This is a genomic window from Kocuria sp. GQ42, from assembly GCF_059758435.1.
The window spans coordinates 393,738-412,155 of the sequence record NZ_JCAXEN010000001.1; the positions used below are offsets into that span (position 1 = coordinate 393,738).

At 76.8% G+C, this 18,418-nt stretch carries 11 protein-coding genes and 1 pseudogene; 10 read left to right on the forward strand and 2 right to left on the reverse strand.

The window, feature by feature from the left end; genetic code table 11:
* Positions 1-42: 42 nt before the first annotated feature.
* The 8 genes and pseudogenes from hemE to hemL all read left to right on the forward strand — a co-directional run bounded on the left by hemE (position 43) and on the right by hemL (position 9,141).
* Positions 43-1,248, forward strand: a complete 1,206-nt coding sequence (gene hemE / locus AC6CH6_RS01845; protein WP_498253830.1) for a uroporphyrinogen decarboxylase — start codon at positions 43-45, stop codon at positions 1,246-1,248.
* A complete protein-coding gene (gene hemG / locus AC6CH6_RS01850) occupies positions 1,245-2,783 on the forward strand; it encodes a protoporphyrinogen oxidase (protein WP_498253831.1) in 1,539 nt (512 codons plus the stop codon). Before hemE ends, hemG begins: the two co-directional genes overlap by 4 nt.
* Before the next feature lie 3 nt (positions 2,784-2,786).
* Positions 2,787-3,539, forward strand: coding sequence for a hydrogen peroxide-dependent heme synthase (gene hemQ, locus AC6CH6_RS01855; RefSeq protein ID WP_498253832.1), 753 nt, complete (start codon positions 2,787-2,789; stop codon positions 3,537-3,539).
* Positions 3,536-4,744: a ferrochelatase gene (locus AC6CH6_RS01860; protein WP_498253833.1), complete on the forward strand. Its 1,209-nt coding sequence runs from the start codon at positions 3,536-3,538 to the stop codon at positions 4,742-4,744. Before hemQ ends, AC6CH6_RS01860 begins: the two co-directional genes overlap by 4 nt.
* Positions 4,735-5,694 (forward strand): hydroxymethylbilane synthase, encoded by a 960-nt coding sequence (gene hemC, locus AC6CH6_RS01865; protein WP_133411311.1) that lies wholly within the window; start codon positions 4,735-4,737, stop codon positions 5,692-5,694. The genes AC6CH6_RS01860 and hemC overlap by 10 nt, the downstream gene beginning before the upstream one ends.
* Positions 5,695-5,801: 107 nt before the next feature.
* Positions 5,802-6,584 (forward strand): annotated as a pseudogene (locus AC6CH6_RS01870) (uroporphyrinogen-III synthase); the annotation flags it as partial.
* A 177-nt stretch (positions 6,585-6,761) separates the two neighbouring features.
* Positions 6,762-7,772, forward strand: coding sequence for a porphobilinogen synthase (gene hemB / locus AC6CH6_RS01875; protein WP_498254349.1), 1,011 nt, complete (start codon positions 6,762-6,764; stop codon positions 7,770-7,772).
* 52 nt (positions 7,773-7,824) lie between these two features.
* Positions 7,825-9,141, forward strand: a complete 1,317-nt coding sequence (gene hemL, locus AC6CH6_RS01880; RefSeq protein ID WP_498253834.1) for a glutamate-1-semialdehyde 2,1-aminomutase — start codon at positions 7,825-7,827, stop codon at positions 9,139-9,141.
* A gap of 43 nt (positions 9,142-9,184) precedes the next feature.
* Here the strand turns inward: hemL and AC6CH6_RS01885 are convergent, their stop codons facing one another.
* Positions 9,185-10,039, reverse strand: a complete 855-nt coding sequence (locus tag AC6CH6_RS01885) for a 3'-5' exonuclease (protein ID WP_498253835.1) — start codon at positions 10,037-10,039, stop codon at positions 9,185-9,187.
* Between the two features lie 144 nt (positions 10,040-10,183).
* Between AC6CH6_RS01885 and AC6CH6_RS01890 the strand changes: the two genes are divergently transcribed.
* Positions 10,184-13,618 carry an ATP-dependent helicase gene (locus tag AC6CH6_RS01890; RefSeq protein WP_498253836.1) on the forward strand — a complete coding sequence of 1,145 codons (3,435 nt, stop codon included), beginning with the start codon at positions 10,184-10,186 and terminating at the stop codon, positions 13,616-13,618.
* Positions 13,619-13,677: 59 nt separating this feature from the next.
* Positions 13,678-17,166, forward strand: coding sequence for an ATP-dependent helicase (locus AC6CH6_RS01895; protein ID WP_498253837.1), 3,489 nt, complete (start codon positions 13,678-13,680; stop codon positions 17,164-17,166).
* On the opposite strand, the gene AC6CH6_RS01900 is transcribed toward AC6CH6_RS01895, so the two are convergent.
* Positions 17,142-18,341: a phosphotransferase gene (locus AC6CH6_RS01900; protein WP_498253838.1), complete on the reverse strand. Its 1,200-nt coding sequence runs from the start codon at positions 18,339-18,341 to the stop codon at positions 17,142-17,144. The genes AC6CH6_RS01895 and AC6CH6_RS01900 overlap by 25 nt on opposite strands.
* Positions 18,342-18,418 lie beyond the last annotated feature (77 nt).

Here is an 18,418-nt window from a genome sequence, read left to right on the forward strand (position 1 = left end):
TCGGTAAACGACGTCGGTGTTCCTTGGCACAATGGGAGCACTATGCCTACCACCCCTGAGACGGCGAGCACGCCGGACACGTCGACCGCAGCCGTTCCCGGGCTCCCCACGGGCGGCACCCACCCCTCGGCGGCGTTCCGGCGCCTGACCGGATCGCTCGGGGCGCTGCCGCAGGGCCATCCGCTGCGGGCCGCCGGCACGCTGGACGCCCCGCTGCTGCAGGCCCTCACGGGCCGCGCGCCCGACCGCCGCCCGGTGTGGTTCATGCGGCAGGCGGGCCGGTCGCTGCCGGAGTACCGGTCCCTGCGCCAGGGCACCGCCATGCTCGACGCCTGCCTGGACCCCGCGATGGCCGCCGAGATCACGCTCCAGCCGGTGCGCCGGCACGACGTCGACGCCGCCATCTTCTTCTCCGACATCGTCGTGCCCATGCGCGTGGCCGGCGTGGACGTCGAGATCGTCCCGGGCCGCGGCCCCGTCCTGGAGCGCCCCGTGCGCACGGCCGCCGACGTCGCCGCCCTGCCCGAGCTCGCCGAGGGCTCCCTCGACCCGATCCGCGAGGCCGTCGCCCGCACCGTCGCGGAGCTCGGGGAGACCCCGCTCATCGGCTTCGCCGGGGCGCCGTTCACCGTGGCCGCCTACATGGTCGAGGGCGGGCCCTCCCGGGACCACCTGCTGCCGCGCACGATGATGCACGCCGACCCGGCGGCCTGGCGGGCGCTCGCCGAGTGGGCGGCCCGGACCTCCGGCGCGTTCCTGCGCGCCCAGGTCGAGGCCGGCGCCTCCGCCGTGCAGCTCTTCGACTCCTGGGCGGGCTCCCTGTCCCTGGCCGACTACTCCGCGCACGTGGTGGAGCACTCGGCGGCCGCGCTGCGCGCCGTCGAGGACCTCGCCGTGCCCCGGATCCACTTCGGCACCGGCACCGGTGAGCTGCTCGCCGCGATGCGGGACGCCGGCGCGGACGCGGTGGGCGTGGACTACCGGATCCCGCTGGCCGAGGCCAGCCGGCGGCTCGGCGGGTCCACCGTGCTGCAGGGCAACATCGACCCGGCCCTGCTCACCGCCCCCTGGCCCGTGCTCGCCGAGCACGTGCGCGAGGTGCTGGCCGGCGGGGCCACGGCGCCCGGGCACGTGGTGAACCTCGGCCACGGCGTCCCGCCGGGCACCGACCCGCAGGTGCTGACGGACCTCGTGTCCTTCGTCCACGACCAGCCGCTGGAGCAGACCCCGCGCGGCGGCAGGCCGTGAGCGCGGAGCAGGACGGCCGGCCCGCCCGCCGGACCCCGCCCCGATCCGCCCTCGTGGTGGGCGGCGGCGTCTCCGGGCTCGTGGCCGCCCGCGACCTGGCGGCCCGCGGGCTGCGCGTCACCCTGGTCGAGGCCGAGGACCACCTCGGGGGAGCCGTCGGCGCCCACCAGGTGGCGGGCCTCGTCCTGGACTCGGGCGCCGAGTCCTTCGCGACCCGCTCCCGGGCGGTCCCCGACCTCCTGGACGAGCTCGGCCTCGGCGAGCGCGTGGTGCACCCCAACCGCTCCGGCTCGTGGCTGTTCCTGCCGGAGGGCGCCGTGCCCGCCCCCGACTCCGGGATCCTGGGCATCCCCGCCGACCCGACCGCCCCCCGGCTGCGGGCGGCCCTCGGCCGGGCCGGCATGCTGCGCGCCAGCCTCGACCGCCGGCTGCCGGCCTTCGTCGGCATGACCGAGCGCTCCCTCGGCGGCCTCGTCCGGGCGCGGATGGGGGAGCGGGTGCTGGACCGGCTCGTCGCGCCCTTCGCCACGGGCGTGCACTCCGCCCACCCCGACGACCTCGACGTCGACGCCGTCGCCCCCGGCCTGCGGCGGGCGCTGCGCGAGCACGGGTCCCTCGGCGCCGCGGCGGGCGCCCTGCGCCGCGCCGCGCCTGCGGGCGCGAACGTGGCCGGGCTGCGCGGCGGCATGAACGCGCTGTCCGAGACCCTCGTGCACGACCTCGAGCGGGCGGGCGTGAAGCTCGTCACCGGCTACGACGTCATCGCCCTCGACCGCGACCCCCGGCGCGAGGGCTGGATGGTCATCCAGCGCCAGCCGCGCTTCGGCCACAAGACCGCCGTGGCGCGCGGGGAGCTGCTCGTGATGGCCACCGACGGCACGACCGCCGTCCGGCTCCTCGCCAGCCACGAGGAGGGGCTCCAGCGGTTCGCCCCCGGTGCCGGGCCCCAGGTGGCCCTGGCCACGCTCGTGGTCGACGAGCCGCGCCTGGACGGCGCCCCCCGGGGCACCGGCCTGCTCGTGAGCGAGGACGCCCGCGGCGTGCGCGCCAAGGCCCTCACCCACGCGAGCGCCAAGTGGGACTGGGTCCGGCAGGCGGCGGGCCCCGGCCGGCACGTGCTGCGGCTCTCCTACGGGCGTGCCCAGCCCGACGCCACCACCGTGCCCCCGGAGGTGGCCCTGCCCGACGACCAGCTCATCCGCCTGGCCCTCTCCGACGCCTCGACCCTCATGGGCATGCCCCTGCGGCCCGCCCAGCTCGTCGGCGCGGACATCGTGCGCTGGCGCTCCGCGCTGCCCCGCACCGGCGTCGGGCACGCCCGGCGGGTCGCCGACTTCCGGCGGGCGCTCGCGGCGCTGCCCGACGCCGTCGCGGTCGGCGGGTGGCTCGCGGGCACGGGCCTCGCCTCCGTCGTCGCCGACACCCGGGCCCAGGTCCGCGCCCTGCTCGCCGAGGCGGGCGTCTCGGACGACGCCGCGCCGGCCGCCACCGAACCGGCACGGACCCCACCGACCAGCACCCGACGAAAGGACTGAGCCTTGTCCCACGACACCAGCCCCCACGAGCACGGCGGTCGCCCCGCAGCCACGCCCGAGCCGACGCAGGACGGCGGCGCGGAGCGGCTGCACTGGGCCGTCTGGTCCGTGTTCGCCCGCCCCGCCGGCGGCGCCGCGGCCCGCACGGCCGGCGACGACGCCTCCGCGGCCGCCGAGTTCGACGGCGTCGTCGAGCAGCTGGCGGCCGAGGGCGTGACGCTGCGCGGCGCCTACGACGTCTCGGGGATGCGCGAGGACGCCGACGTCCTCACGTGGCTGCACGGCGACGACCCCCAGGCGCTCCAGTCGGCGGTCCGCCGGCTGCGCCGCACGGAGCTCCTGGCCGGCACCGCGCAGGCCTGGAACGCGATGGGGGTGCACCGGGACGCCGAGTTCACCCGGAACCACTCGCCGTCCTTCGCCCGCGGTGTCGCCCCCGAGGACTGGGTCTGCGTCTACCCGTTCGTGCGCTCCTACGAGTGGTACTACATGAACGCCCAGCGCCGCGCCGAGATGCTGCGCAACCACGGCATGGCGGCGCGCGACTACCCCCAGGTCCTCGCCAACACCATCGCGTGCTTCGGGCTCAACGACTTCGAGTGGCTGCTCGCGCTCGAGGCCCCCGAGCTGGTCGACCTCGTCGACGTCATGCGGGCCTTCCGCAACACGGAGGCCCGGCTGCACGTGCGCGAGGAGACACCGTTCTACACGGGCCGCCGGATCCGCTCCGAGGAGCTCGCGGAGGTGCTCCGATGAGCGCCGAGAACGCCCTGTCCCGGGCCCGCGCGCACCCGCCGGAGCACTACGACGCCGTCGTCCTCTCGTCCTTCGGCGGGCCGGAGGGGCAGGACGACGTCCTGCCGTTCCTGCGCAACGTCACGAAGGGCCGCGGCATCCCCGACGAGCGGCTCGAGGAGGTCGCCACCCACTACCGGGCCAACGGCGGCGTGAGCCCCATCAACGCCCAGAACCGCGCGCTGCGCTCCGCCCTCGAGGCCGAGCTGCTCGGCCGGGGCCTGAGCGTGCCCGTGCTGTGGGCCAACCGCAACTGGGCGCCCTACGTGGCGGACGTGGTGCGGGAGTGCCACGCGCGCGGCCTGCGCAAGCTCCTGGTGCTCGCCACCAGCGCCTACTCCAGCTACTCCGGCTGCCGCCAGTACCGCGAGGACTACGGCGTGGCGCTCGAGGAGCTGGGCCTCACGGACGAGATGCAGGTCGACAAGGTCCACCAGTACTACGACTCCGAGGGCTTCGTGCAGCCCTTCGTCGAGGGGCTCCGGGAGGGCCTCGCGCAGGTGCGCGACCGGCTCGGCGCCGACGGCGGCAGGATCGCGGTCCTGTTCTGCACCCACTCCATCCCCACGACCGACGCCGAGGCCTCCGGGCCGGCGCGGATGGACTTCGAGGAGGGCTCCGCCTACGTCGCCCAGCACCTGGCCGTGGCCCGGACCGTGCTGGAGCGCGTGGGGCCGGAGGAGCTCGGGGACCACACCTGGGACCTCGTCTACCAGTCCCGCTCCGGGCCGCCGCAGGTGCCGTGGCTCGAGCCGGACGTCAACGACGCCCTCGAGGAGCTCGCCGAGCGCGGTGTCGCCGGCGTGGTCCTCGTGCCGCTGGGCTTCGTCTCCGACCACATGGAGGTCAAGTGGGACCTCGACACGGAGGCCCTGGAGACCTGCGAACGGCTCGGCCTCCCGGCCGTGCGCACCCCCACCGCGGGCACCCACCCGGCGTTCGTGGCCGGGCTCGCGGACCTCGTGGAGCAGCGCGTCGCCGGGCGCGCCGCCCCGCCGCGGCTCTCCGCGTGCGCCGAGGGCACGTGGTTCGACGACTGCGCCCCGGACTGCTGCGTCAAGGTGCTGCGCGGCGCCACCGGGCCCCGTCCCACCATCGCGCAGCGCCCCCAGGGCGAGCCCCTCCCGGTCGCCCTCGACGAGGCGGGGGAGGTGCGGTGGTCGTGACGGCCGCGGCGCAGGGGCTCCCGGTGCTGCGGGTCGGGACCCGCGGCTCCCGGCTCGCGCTCACCCAGACCACCACGGCGGCCCGGGCCGTCGCGGCGGCGGGCGGGCTGGAGCCGGAGCTCGTCACGATCCGCACCGAGGGCGACGTCCTGACCGGGCCCCTGTCCCAGATGGGCGGCACCGGGGTCTTCGCCACGGCCCTGCGGGCCGCGCTGCTGGCGGGATCCGTGGACCTGGCCGTGCACTCCCTCAAGGACCTGCCCACCGCTCCCGTGCCGGGCCTCGAGGTCGCCGCGGTGCCGGAGCGGGAGGACCCCCGGGACGCCCTGTGCGCCCGCGACGGGCTCACCCTCACCGGTCTGCCCGCCGGCGCGAAGGTCGGCACCGGCTCCCCGCGGCGCGCGGCGCAGGTGCGCGCGGCGCGCCCGGACCTGGAGATCGTCGACATCCGCGGCAACGTGGGCACCCGGCTGGGGCGGGTGGCCCCCGGCGACCTCGACGCCGTGGTGCTCGCCGCCTCCGGGCTGCGGCGGCTCGGGCTGGAGGACGCGATCACCGAGCTGATCGACCCGTCCGTCATGCTCCCCGCCCCGGGGCAGGGCGCCCTGGCCCTGGAGTGCCGCACCGAGGACGCCTCGGGGGACACCCCGCTCGCCGCCGCCCTCGCCGCGGTGGACCACCTGGAGACCCGCCTGGCCGTGACCGCGGAACGGGCGCTGCTGACCCGGCTCGAGGCCGGCTGCGCGGCCCCCGTGGGCACCTTCGCGCGGATCGAGGACGGCGTGCTCGTGCTCGACGTCGTCGTGGCCGACCCGGACGGCAGCCGGGTCATGCGCCGCAGCGGCCGCACCGCGGAGCGCGGCGTCGACGACGCCCGCGCCCTCGGCCACCGGCTGGGCGACGAGCTGCTCGCCGACGGCGCCGGCCGGCTGGCCCGGTTGACGCTCTGAGACCCGTGCCGCACCCCGGCCCCGCCGACCGCTCCACCGACCCGGCCGCCGCCCTGCGCGGGGCCAGGGTCGTCGTGACCCGCTCCGCCGACCGGGCCCGGGAGCTCGTGGCGCTGCTGCACGGGCACGGGGCCCGGGTCCGGCTCGCCCCGCTGCTCGAGGCCACCCTCCCCGGGGACACCGGTCCCGTGGCCGCCCTGCTGGTCCGGGCGGCGGACCCGGGGGCCGCCGCCGGGTCCTGGCTGGTGGTCACCTCGGTCACCACCGTCCGGGCGCTGCGCGCGGTCGCGGGGGAGCCGTCCGGCACGGCGCTCGGCGACCGGTTCGCGGCGGCCCGGCGGGCCGGCCTGCGCGTGGCCGCGGTGGGGGACGCCACGGCCGCGGCCCTCACGGCGGCCGGGCTGCCGCCGGACCTCGTGCCCGGCGCGGCGCACTCGGCCGCCGGGCTGCTCGCCGACTGGCCGCCGGAGCCGGCTCCCGGCACCGTCCTGCTGCCGCTCTCCGCCCGGGCCCGGCCCACCCTCGAGACCGGTCTGACCGCGCGGGGGTACGGGGTGCTGACGGCCACGGCCTACGAGACCGTGCCCTGGCCGGCGCCCGCGCCCCTCGTGCGGCCGGCCCCGGCCCAGGGGACGGGCGGCGACACGGACGACGACACGGACCGCGGCGTGGACGGGCGCGTGGCCGAGCTCCACCGGTCCGACCTGCTGCGGGTCCTGGCCGCGGGCGAGGCCGACGCCGTGGTGCTCACGGCGCCGTCCCACCTCGCCGAGCTCGTGCGTGACGACCCCGCCGTCCTGGCCGGCACCGTCCTCGTGGCCATCGGCGAGCCGACGAGACGCGCCGCCGCCGAGCGCGGCCTGCCGTCCGTGGCCGCGTCCCTGCCCACCCCGGAGGGAATCCGCGACGCCCTCGCCCGGGCCCTCGCCGCCCCGGAGCGGGCCTCCCGGGCGGCCCCGGGGGCGGCCGCCCCGGCACCGACCCCGGCGGCGGCGACTCCGCCGCCGGCCGCACCGACCACACCGATCCCGACGACACCGATCCCTGCGACCGAGGAGACGAACTCCGTGACCCACCGAACCCCCCGCTACGACCTGGTGTCCCGCCCCCGCCGCCTGCGCACCACCCCGGCCGTGCGCCGGCTCGCCGCGCAGACCAGGGTCCATCCGTCCGACCTCATCCTGCCCGTGTTCGTCCGGGAGGGCCTCACCGAGCCCGCCCCGCTCGGCTCCATGCCGGGGGTCGTCCAGCACTCCATGGACTCGCTCCGGCGCGCCGCCGCCGAGGCGTCGGCCAAGGGCCTCGGCGGGTTCATGATCTTCGGCGTGCCCGCCGAGCGGGACCCCGAGGGCAGCGCCGGGTGCGACCCCGAGGGCATCCTGAACCGGGCGCTGCGCGCCGTGCGCGCCGAGGTCGGCGACGACCTCGTCGTCATGGCCGACCTGTGCCTGGACGAGTTCACCGACCACGGGCACTGCGGCGTCCTGGCCGATGACGGGACCGTGGACAACGACGCGACCCTGGAGATCTACGGCCGGATGGCCGTGGCCCAGGCCGAGGCGGGCGCCCACGTGCTCGGGCCCTCCGGCATGATGGACGGCCAGGTCGGCGTGATCCGCTCCGCCCTCGACGAGGCCGGGCACCCCGACGTCGCCGTCCTGGCCTACTCCGCGAAGTACTCCTCCGCGTTCTACGGCCCGTTCCGCGAAGCCGTGGACTCCCAGCTGCAGGGCGACCGCCGCAGCTACCAGATGGACCCCGCCAACCGCCGGGAGGCGCTGCACGAGCTGCAGCTGGACCTGGACGAGGGCGCCGACATGGTCATGGTCAAACCGGCCATGAGCTACCTCGACATCCTCCGCGACGTGGCCGAGGTCTCCCCGGTGCCCGTCTCCGCGTACCAGATCTCCGGCGAGTACGCCATGATCGAGGCCGCCGCCGCCAACGGCTGGATCGACCGCCGGGCCGCGATCCAGGAGTCCGTGCTGTCCATCCGCCGCGCGGGCGCCGACTCCGTGCTCACCTACTTCGCCGTCGAGCTCGCGGACTGGTTCCGCGAGGAGAACGGCCTCTCCTGACCCCCACCGTCCCCCGAGCCGGCACCCCCGGCGGAAGGAAGCAGACAAACCCATGAGCGTTTCCCAGGAACTCTTCGACCGCGCGCGCAAGGTCATGCCCGGCGGGGTCAACTCCCCGGTGCGGGCCTTCGCGTCCGTGGGCGGCACCCCGCCCTTCATCACCGCGGCCAAGGGCCCGTACCTCACCGACGTCGACGGCCGCGAGTACGTCGACCTCGTCAGCTCGTGGGGGCCCGCCCTCGTCGGGCACTCCCACCCGGCCGTCATCGAGGCCGTGCACGAGGCCGTGGAGCGCGGCCTGTCCTTCGGGGCCACGACCCGCGGGGAGACCGAGCTGGCCGAGCTCGTGGTCGAGCGGATCGGCGCGATCGACGAGCTGCGCATGGTCTCGACCGGCACCGAGGCGGCCATGACCGCGATCCGCCTGGCGCGCGGCGTGACCGGCCGGGACCTCGTCGTGAAGTTCGCCGGGTGCTACCACGGGCACGTGGACTCCCTGCTGTCCGAGGCGGGCTCCGGCGTGGCGACCCTCGCCCTGCCCGGCTCCGCCGGGGTCACCGCGGCCACCGCGGCCGAGACCCTGGTGCTGCCCTACAACGACCTCGCCGCCGTGGAGGAGGCCTTCGCCGCCCACCCCGGCCGGATCGCCGCCGTGATCACCGAGGGCGCGCCCGCCAACATGGGCGTGGTCACCCCCGGCGAGGGCTTCAACGCGGGGCTGCGCCGGATCACGCGCGAGCACGGGGCGCTGATGATCTTCGACGAGGTGCTGACCGGGTTCCGCGTGCACGAGGCCGGCTACTGGGGCCTCACCGCCGCGGGCGAGGACGGCTGGGAGCCCGACCTGTTCATGTTCGGCAAGGTCATCGGCGGCGGGCTGCCGGTCGCCGGCGTGGGCGGGCGGGCCGAGGTCATGAACCACCTGGCGCCCCTGGGCCCCGTCTACCAGGCCGGGACCCTGTCCGGGAACCCGGTGGCGATGGCCGCGGGCGCGGCGACCCTGCGCACCGCGGACCGGATCGCCTACCAGACCGTCGACCGGCGCTCGGCGCAGCTGCAGGAGGCGGTGCGCGCGGCGCTGACCGAGGCCGGGGTCGACCACTCGATCCAGTCGGCCGGCAACCTGTTCTCGGTGGCCTTCGGCACCTCCGCCGCCGGCGTGCACGACTACGCGCAGGCCAAGGCGCAGGAGACGTTCCGCTACCCGGCGTTCTTCCACGCGATGCTCGACCAGGGCGTCTACCTGCCCCCGTCGGTGTTCGAGGCGTGGTTCCTCTCCGCCGCGCACGACGACGCCGCGATGGACCGGATCGTCTCGGCCCTGCCGGCCGCGGCGCGCGCGGCCGCCGAGGCCCGGCCGGCCGCCTGACCCCGGCCGCCGGGACCCGGCCGGCCGCCGTCCCGGGGAGCGCTCAGGCGTCCTCGGGGCGGCGGAGCGGCCAGGCGCCGTCGACCACCGCGTCCGGGCGGGTCCGGCGGAAGTACTCCTGGAGGCTCGCGGCCTGCTCGGCCGCCCATCCGACCTGGTCGGCGTGCAGCGCGGCCGCCGGGCGCACCAGCTCGGGGAAGCGGCGGGCCATCAGCACCGCGAGCCGCTCCGTCGCGACCGAGTCCGCCGCCGAGGTGTGCGCCGCGGTGAGCTCGACCCCGTACTCCTCGCACAGCGCCCCGAGGGTGCGCTTGCCGCGCCGGTACCGGTGCACCTGCTTGTTGAGGACGTAGGGGTCCAGCACCGGGAAGGGCTGCGGGACCTCCACCCCGTGGCGCCGGCCCTCGTGGGCGAGGACCGTGAAGTCGTAGGAGGCGTTGAACACCAGCACGGGCGTGCCCGCGGCGAACAGGTCGGCCAGCACGCCGGCGATCTCCGTGACCACCTCCCCGGCGGGACGGCCCTCGGCGCGGGCCCGCTCGGTGCTCACCCCGTGCACGGCGGCCGCCTCCTCGGGGATCTCCACCCCCGGGTCCGCCAGCCACTCCCACTCGTCCGTCACGGCGCCCGCGGCGTCGGTGCGCACGACGGACGCCGTGACGATGCGAGCCGTGTGCGGGTCGCGGCCGGTCGTCTCGAGGTCGAAGGAGGCGCGCGGACCCTCGGTCCACGCGGGGGACGCCTCCGGGGCGCCCGCGGACCCCTCGAGGTCGAAGAGCACGTCCTGCTCCGCGGCGTCGTCCGGCGCGGGCGGGGCGGGCCTCGGCGCGCGCAGCGGGGCGGCGTCGAACAGGGGCAGCTGGTCGGTGGGGCCGGCGGGGCCTGAGGGCGAGGACATGGCTCCCACCGTACCGGCCCCCTCCGACCCGGCACGGACGCGGCCGCCCCGGCCGCCGCCTCCGTGCGCACCGGGCCGGAACCGTCCGGGGCGCACGGACGCGGAGCGCTTAGACCGTCGGAGTCCCGTGATGAGATGAGACCCATGCGGCACACCGAGGACAGCACCCACGCCACGAGCTCCGCCCTGCCCGGGGCGGGGCCGGTGCGCTGGACCCTGGTGCCGCCGCACGGCTCCGCGCCGGAGCGCGCCCCGTGGCGGCCGAGCCCCGAGCAGGAGGAGATCGCCGGGCTCCCGGCCGGGTGCGGCCCCCGGCTCGTGCTCGGCGGCCCCGGGACCGGGCGGACCCGGGTGCTCGTGGAGCTGGCGGCCCGCCGGATCGGCGGGGGCCTGGACCCGGACCGGCTGCTCGTGCTCACGCCGTCCCGGCTCTCGGCGGCACGGCTGCGGGACGACCTCACGGCCGCGGTCTCGGCCACCATGAGCTCCCCGCCCGTGCGGGCCTGGCAGTCCTACGCCTTCGACCTGCTCCGGCGGGCCCAGAACCAGGGGCTGCTCCCGGGCGTCGTGCACGGGCCCAAGCTGCTGTCCGGCCCGGAGCAGGACGTGCTGATCGGCGAGCTCATGGCGGGGCACGCCGCCGGCTTCGGGGCCCCCGTCGTGTGGCCCCCGGACCTCCGGGAGGCGCTCGCCACCCGCGGCTTCCGGCAGGAGGTGCGCGAGCTCTTCGACCGCATGTCCGAGTACGACCTCGCCCCCGACGACCTCCGCCGCCTCGCCCGGCGCCTGGAGCGCCCGGACTGGGCGGCGGCCGCCACGATGCAGGCCGAGTACCAGGCCGTGCGCCGGCTGCGGATGCCGGAGTCCTACGACCCGGCGGCCCTCGTCACGGAGGCCGCGCGGGTCCTCGAGGAGCAGCCGGAGTTCCTGCGGGCCGAGCAGGAGCGCCTCGACCTCGTGCTCGTCGACGACCTGCACGAGGCGACGCCCTCGATCCACCGGCTGCTCGCCGTGCTGTGCCGGGGACGGGACACCGTGCTGACCGCCTGCACGGACACCGTGGTCCAGGGCTTCCGCGGGGCCCGTCCCGACCTGCTGCGCACCCTCGAGGACCGGCTCGCCGAGCCCGCGCGCCCCCTGCGGCGGCACCCCCTGAGCACGAGCCGGCGGATGCCCTGGGCCGTCGCGGAGGTGTGGCAGCGCGTGGCGGAGCGGATCCCCGCCGTGGCCGGGGCCCGACACCCCCGCGCCCTCCGGCCCGCCGAGAGCACCCCGGGCGCTGCGGACACGGGCCACGGCGCGGACGCCGCGACCGCGCCGGTGGACGTCGCGGTGGACGGCGCCGGAGACCGCGCGGCGCCCGGAGAGGTCACCACGGTGGTGCTCTCCTCACCGCTGCACGAGGCCCGCTGGATCGCGCACCAGGTCCTGGAGCGCCACCTGGTGCACGGCGTCCCGCTGGCGGACATGGCCGTGGTCGTGCGCAACGGCCGCTACCTGGAGGGGCTCGAGCGCCAGCTCTCCGCCCTCGGCGTGCCCGTCAGCACCTCCGCCGCGGAGACGCCGGTGCGCGACGAGCCCGCGGTGCGCCCGCTGCTGGGTGCCCTGCGCATCGTGACCGAGGCGGCCGCGGCGGCCGCGGACCGCGAGGAGGACGCGCACTTCGGCGCCCTCACGGTCCAGGCGGCCGTCGACCTGCTCTCCTCGCGGATCGGCAACGCCTCCCCGATGGACGTCCGCCGGCTCCGCCAGCGGCTCCGGGCGGAGGAGCTCGCCGCGGGGGGTCTGCGCACCAGCGACGACCTGCTCGTGGAGGCCCTCGTGGCCCCCGGGGCGCTCGACGCCGCCGGCGTGCGCTCCGTGCCGGCCCGGCGGATCGCCCGGATGCTCGCGGCCGGGACCCGTGCCCTCCGGGAGGAGGGCGCCACGGCCGAGACCGTCCTGTGGGCGCTGTGGGAGGCGGCCGGGGTCGCCGAGTCCTGGCGGCGCCGGGCACTGGAGGGCGGTCCGGCGGGGGAGCGGGCCGACCGCGATCTCGACGCCGTGGTGGGCCTGTTCGAGTCCGCCGAGCGCTACGTGGACCACCTTCCCGGGGCCGGCCCCGCCCAGTTCCTGGACTACATCGACAACCAGGATTTGCCCATGGACACCCTGGCCGCCCGCGCCCCGACCGACGAGACGGTCGAGATCATGACGCCCGCCACCGCCGCGGGCCGGCAGTGGCCGGTGGTCTTCGTCGCCGGAGTCCAGGAGGGCGTGTGGCCCAACACCCGTCTGCGCGGGCAGCTGCTCGGCGCGGACCTGCTCACGGACGCGCTCGACCTCGGCGTCGATCAGGCCGCGCGGGTCACCCCGGTCACCCGGATGCGCGAGGTCCGCCACGACGAGCTGCGCTCCTTCTCCGCCGCCGTCTCCCGCAGCTGCGGCACGCTCGTGGTCACGGCGGCCTCCGGCGAGGACGAGCAGCCCTCGGAGTTCCTCGACCTCGTCGACCCCCCGGGCTCCCGCCCCGGGGACGGCGCCCGGGCCGTGGTGGACGCCCCCCGGCCCATGACCCTGCGGGCCCTCGTGGCCGAGCTGCGGCAGTGGGTCCAGCTGCACGAGGAGGACCCCGTGCGCTCGGAGGCCGCGGCCCGGCTGCTCCACCGCATCTCCTCCTCCCCGCGCCCGGTGCCCGGCGCCCACCCCGACACCTGGTGGGGCGCGGCGGCGCTCTCCAGCACGGCGCCCGTCTTCGACGACGGGGTCCCCGTGCCCGTCTCCCCGTCCCGGATCGAGACCATCCACCGGTCCCCCCTCGACTGGTTCGTGGCCGCCTCGCGGGCCGAGGCCGCGACCGACCTCAGCCGCAGCCTGGGCTCGCTCGTGCACGCCATCGCCGAGGAGCTGCCGGAGGCGTCCGGCTCGGAGCTCGTCGCCGAGCTCGAGCGCCGCTGGCCCACGCTGGGGCTGCCGGACACCTGGGAGTCCGCGGTCCAGCTCGAGCGGGCCCGGCAGATGCTGCGCAAGTTCGCCCAGTACGTCCTGGACGCCCGCAGCAAGCACGGCCGCCGGCTGGCCTCCGTGGAGGGGGCGTTCAGCGTGCTCGTCCAGGGGCGGGCACGCGACGCCCTGCTCCGGGGCCGCGTGGACCGGCTCGAGCTCGACGAGCAGGGCCGCTACGTCGTCGTCGACCTCAAGACCGGCCGGAACCAGCCCGCCGGGGCGAAGATCGCCGAGCACCCGCAGCTCGCGGCCTACCAGGTGGCGCTCACGGCGGGAGCGGGCACGGCCATGGTCGCCGGTCAGGACGAGACCGTCCTCGAGCTGCCCGACGGCACCGTGACGGAGCTCTCCGGCGGCGCCCTGCTCGTCCAGCTCGGCACCCGCGCCAAGTCCCCCTCCGTGCAGCAGCAGGACCCCCTCGACCCGGACGCCACGTGGGCGCGGGACCTGATCACCCGGGCCGCGGAGCTCGTGGCCGGGGAACGGTTCACCGCCCGCCACGACCAGGCCGAGGGCGCCTTCAACGGGCACGGGTGCAAGCTGCCGCAGATCTGCCCGCTGTGCGCCGAGGGGCGGCAGGTGAGCGAACCGTGAGGACCGTGCGGACGGATCCCGGCCCCGTCCCACCCGGACAGCAGGAGACGACAGCGCCCATGACCGACGCCCCCGACGACCGCACCCGGCACGACGCCGCCGAGCACCCCTACGGCGGCGTCGAGCCCCGGTACAGTCCCGAGGAGCTGGCCGAGCTGCTCGGCGGCAACCTCCCCACGGCCCAGCAGTCGGCCGTGATCTCGGCCCCGCTCACCCCCCGGCTGGTGGTCGCGGGCGCGGGCTCGGGCAAGACCGCCACCATGGTCGACCGGGTGGTCTGGCTCGTGGCCAACGGGGTCGTCGCCCCGGACCAGGTCCTCGGCGTGACCTTCACCCGCAAGGCCGCCGGCGAGCTGGGGGAGCGCATGCGCTCCCGGCTCGCCCGGCTGCGCGCCCAGGGGCTCGTCGCTCCGGCCCACGCCGAGGAGGACGACCTCCCGGCCGCTCCCCAGGACCCCACGGTCAGCACCTACCACTCCTACGCCAACACGCTCGTGCGCAACTACGGGCTGCGGATCGGGATCGAGCCGGACACCACGCTGCTGGGCCAGGCCCGGACGTGGCAGCTCGCCGCGCAGACCGTAGAGGCCTGGACCGGGGAGCTGCTCGAGACCATGCCCGCGAAGTCGACCATGGTCGCCGCCGTCCTCGACCTCGCCTCGGCGTGCGCGGAGCACCTCGTGGACCCGGCGGACGTGGAGCGCTTCGCGGCCGAGCTGCTCGGCGCGCTGGCCACGACACCGCCGGGGCGCCGGAAGAAGACCCTGGGCGCCCAGCTGAAGAAGGTCGAGGACAACCAGCGCACGGCGTGGGTCCTCGCCGAGCTCGTGGCCGACTTCTCCCTGCGCAAGCACGAGGCCCAGGCCATGGACTTCGGCGACCTCCTCTCCGCCGCCGCCCGGCTGGCGGAGCAGGACCCGGCAGCCCGCCGGACCGAGCGGGAGCGGCACCGGGTGGTGCTGCTCGACGAGTTCCAGGACACCTCGCACGCCCAGCTGCGGCTCTTCGCCGCGCTCTTCGGGCAGGGGCACTCCGTGATGGCCGTGGGCGACCCCCAACAGTCGATCTACGGCTTCCGCGGGGCGTCCTCCGGGCAGCTCTTCGGCTTCTACGACTCCTTCCCGGTCGCGCCCGGCCAGGACGGGGAGCCCAGCTTCCTCACCACGGCGTGGCGCAACGACGCGAGCATCCTGGACGTCGCCAACACCATCGCCGCGCCCCTGCGGACCCTGCCGGCGTGGGCGCGCAGCACGTCCTCCCTCGCCGTCCCCGAGCTCACCCCGCGTCCCGGGGCGGGCACCGGCCGGGTGCGGATCAGCCGGTACGCGACCGACGTCGAGGAGGCCGTCGCGCTCGCGGAGCGCGTCCGGGAGCGTCGGGAGCAGCACCGCGGCGAGCCGGAGGAGCAGATGCCCACCATGGCGGTGCTCTGCCGCAAGCGCTCCCAGATCGAGCCGGTGCGCCGGGAGCTCGCCGCCCGCGGCATCCCCTACGAGGTCGTGGGCCTGGGCGGGCTGCTCAGCACGCCGGAGGTCTCCGACGTCGTCGCGACCCTCCGGGTGCTGGACGACCCCGGCCGCTCGGACGCCCTCGTGCGGCTGCTCGCGGGGGCCCGCTGGCGGATCGGGACCCGGGACCTCATGGCCCTCGCCGACTGGGCGTCCCACCTGGAACGCCGCCGCACGGAGGCCGCGCAGGCGGGCCGGGCCGAGGACCTCGAGAGCCCGGTGACCGCGGAGGAGGCCCAGGAGGACGCCCTCGTCGAGCCCGACCTCTCCGACCACGCGTCGCTGATCGAGGCCCTCGAGACCCTCCCGTGGCCGGGCTGGACGTCCGCGCACGCCCGGACCCTGTCCGAGACCGCGCGGGAGCGCCTGATCCGGCTGCGGACGGAGCTGGACCACCTGCGCTCCTTCCTCTCGGACGACCTGCCGAGCCTGCTGCACGAGGTCGAGACGGTGCTCGGCCTCGACGTCGAGGTCGCGGCGCACCCGCACCGTCCCGTCCACCAGGCGCGGCGCAACCTGGACGCGTTCCACGAGGCCGCGCAGTCCTTCACCGCGTTCTCCGCGAGCAGCGACGTCTCGGCGTTCCTCGCGTGGCTCGACGTCACCCTGGCGGAGGAGAACGGGCTCGAACCCGGCCCCGACCGCACGCGGCACGACGCCGTCCAGCTCGTCACGGTCCACGCCTCCAAGGGCCTCGAGTGGGACCACGTCTACGTCCCGGGACTCAACGCCGGGAACTTCCCGACCGACCGGCCCTCCCGCTGGACCCTCGACACCGGGACCCTGGCCTGGCCGCTGCGCGGTGACGCCCGGTTCCTGCCGCAGTGGGCCGTGGACACGAGCGACCTCAAGGCCCTCGAGGAGTCCCACACGGAGTTCCTGGAGCTCGCCGCCCAGCACGCCGAGGACGAGGAGCGCCGTCTCGCCTACGTGGCCGTGACCCGGGCCCGCGAGGTCCTGGAGCTGTCCTGCACCGTGTTCCGGGGCACGGCCGCGAAGGGCCAGGAACCCTCCGTGTTCGTCGCGGAGCTGGCACCGCTCACCGAGGGCCCCGAGCCGCCCGTCCGCCCGGGCCCATGGGCCGAGGTCCCGGAGGGGACGCGCAACCCGGCCGCCGCCACCGTGCTGAGCGCCCCCTGGCCGTACGACCCGCTGGAGGGCCCCGAGGTCACCGAGACCGTGACGGACGAGAACGGGCACAGCGCCGTGCGCGTGAGCCCGCCCCCGCACCGGGGCCGCCGGGCCGTGCTCGAGCGGGCCGCCCGCGCGGTGCGGGAGCGCGGCTTCGAGGACACCGCGGACCTCGACGTCGAGGACCTGCTCGGCGTCGCGGAGCGGGACGGGCTCGCGCCGGACCCGCGCCGGTGGTCCGAGGAGGCGAAGATCCTGCTCGCCCGGCACGAGGACGGCCGGGCCGAGCGGACCGTCCCCATGCCGTCCCACGTCTCGGCCTCGACCCTCGTGGCGCTCGCGCGCGATCCGCTCGAGGTCGTGTCGGGCCTGCGCCGGCCCATGCCGCGCCGGCCCGGCACCGCGGCGCGGCGGGGCACGACCTTCCACGCCTGGATCGAGCAGTACTACGGCAGCTCCGCGATCTTCGACGTCGGGGAGCTGCCCGGGACCGCCGACGACTACGTCGACGCGGCCTACGACCTCCCCGAGCTCGCGGCGACGTTCCGCTCCGGCCCGTGGGCCGACCGCCAGCCGTACGCCGTGGAGTTCCCCCTCGAGACCCCGATCGCCGGGGTCACGGTCCGCGGCCGGGTGGACGCCGTCTTCCGCAACGGCGACGGCACGTGGGAACTGGTCGACTGGAAGACGGGGCGGGCACCCTCCGGCCGGGAGCTGCAGGAGCGGTCGGCGCAGCTGGCCGTGTACCGGCTCGCGTGGTCCCGGCTGCGGGCCGTCCCGCTCGAGGAGGTCACCGCCGCCTTCTACTACGTGGCCGAGGACCGGGTCGTCCGTCCGCACGACCTGTCGGGGGCCGAGGAGCTCGAGGCGGTGGTCCGGGAGGCCTACGACGTGGTGCTGCGCCCCTGAGGGGGGCCGCCGTCCGATCCCGTTGGCGGCGTCCGGCCGGAGGGGGCCTCGGGGACGCCGGACGGGGCCGGGTCCTCCGGGGCGGTGTCCTCGGGCTCGCGATCCGGGGCCGCGTCCTGGGAGGCGTCGTCCTGCCCCGGGGCCGCCGGCGCGGTCTCCGGTGCGGCCGCGACCGGCTCCGGCTCGGGGCGCCGGGCGACGTCCTGCTCGAGCGTGGCGAGCATCTGCTCCGCGTCGGCCACCAGGTCCTGGGCGCCGCGGTCCACGCCGCGCACGAGCCACTGCGCCAGGGCGAGCTCGGCGTCCAGCCGGGCCCGGTCCAGAAGGTGCGGGTCCGGTGCCCCGTCGGGCGCCTGGAAGGACGTCCGGCGGCAGGCCGCGGCGTAGGCCTCGAGCACCCCCTCGGCGAGGCGGGCGTCGCGCGCCGCGAATAGCCACGCGAAGTCCTCGGCGGGATCCCCCACGTGCAGGTCGGTCCACCCGGTCACCCCGCGCACCCGTCCGCGGGAGATCACGAGGTCGTCCTCCTGCAGATCGCCGTGGACCACGCGCGGCCGGAACCGCCACACGGCACAGTCCTCCAGGACCTGCTCCCACCGGTGCAGCAGCGCGGCCGGCACACGCCGCGTGTCGGCGGCCCGGCGCAGCTCCGTGCGGCGCCGCTGCCGGCACTGCTCGGCGGTGTAGCCGGGCAGATCGGCGTCCAGGACCAGTGCGGTCGGCAGGGCGTGGATCGCCGCCAGGAGCCGCCCGAGCTGCACGGTGAGCGTCGGGGGCGGCTCGGCGCTCGGCACGTGCCGGTGGTGCTCGGGATCCGGCTCGGCGGCCATGCGGGCGAGCGCGTCGATGTCCAGCGGGGCGCCCTCGATGTGGGAGTGCACGAAGGCGTGCAGGTCCCCGTGCGCCACGGAGCCGGCGGCGGTGGGGACCAGAAACGGGAGACGCGACCGGACGGCGGGGGTGAAGGATCGGAGCACGAGGTGCTCGGTCTCCAGGCGGACGCTCGCCTCGGGGCTCAGCGGGGAACGCACCCGCCAGCGCCGGCCGGAGGCGTCGAGGACCACGGCGGAGCGGAAGTCGGCGTCGTCGTCGGGGGAGGGCCCCACGGCCACGGGTGCGAGTCCGGGGACGCCTGCGGCGGCGACGGCGGCCAGGTGCTCGAGGGACGTGCTCACGCCGTCCACCCTACAAGAGGCACGGCAGCCGTCCCCGTCCCCACCCCGCCGGACCCGTGGTCCGCCCGGGTCGCTAC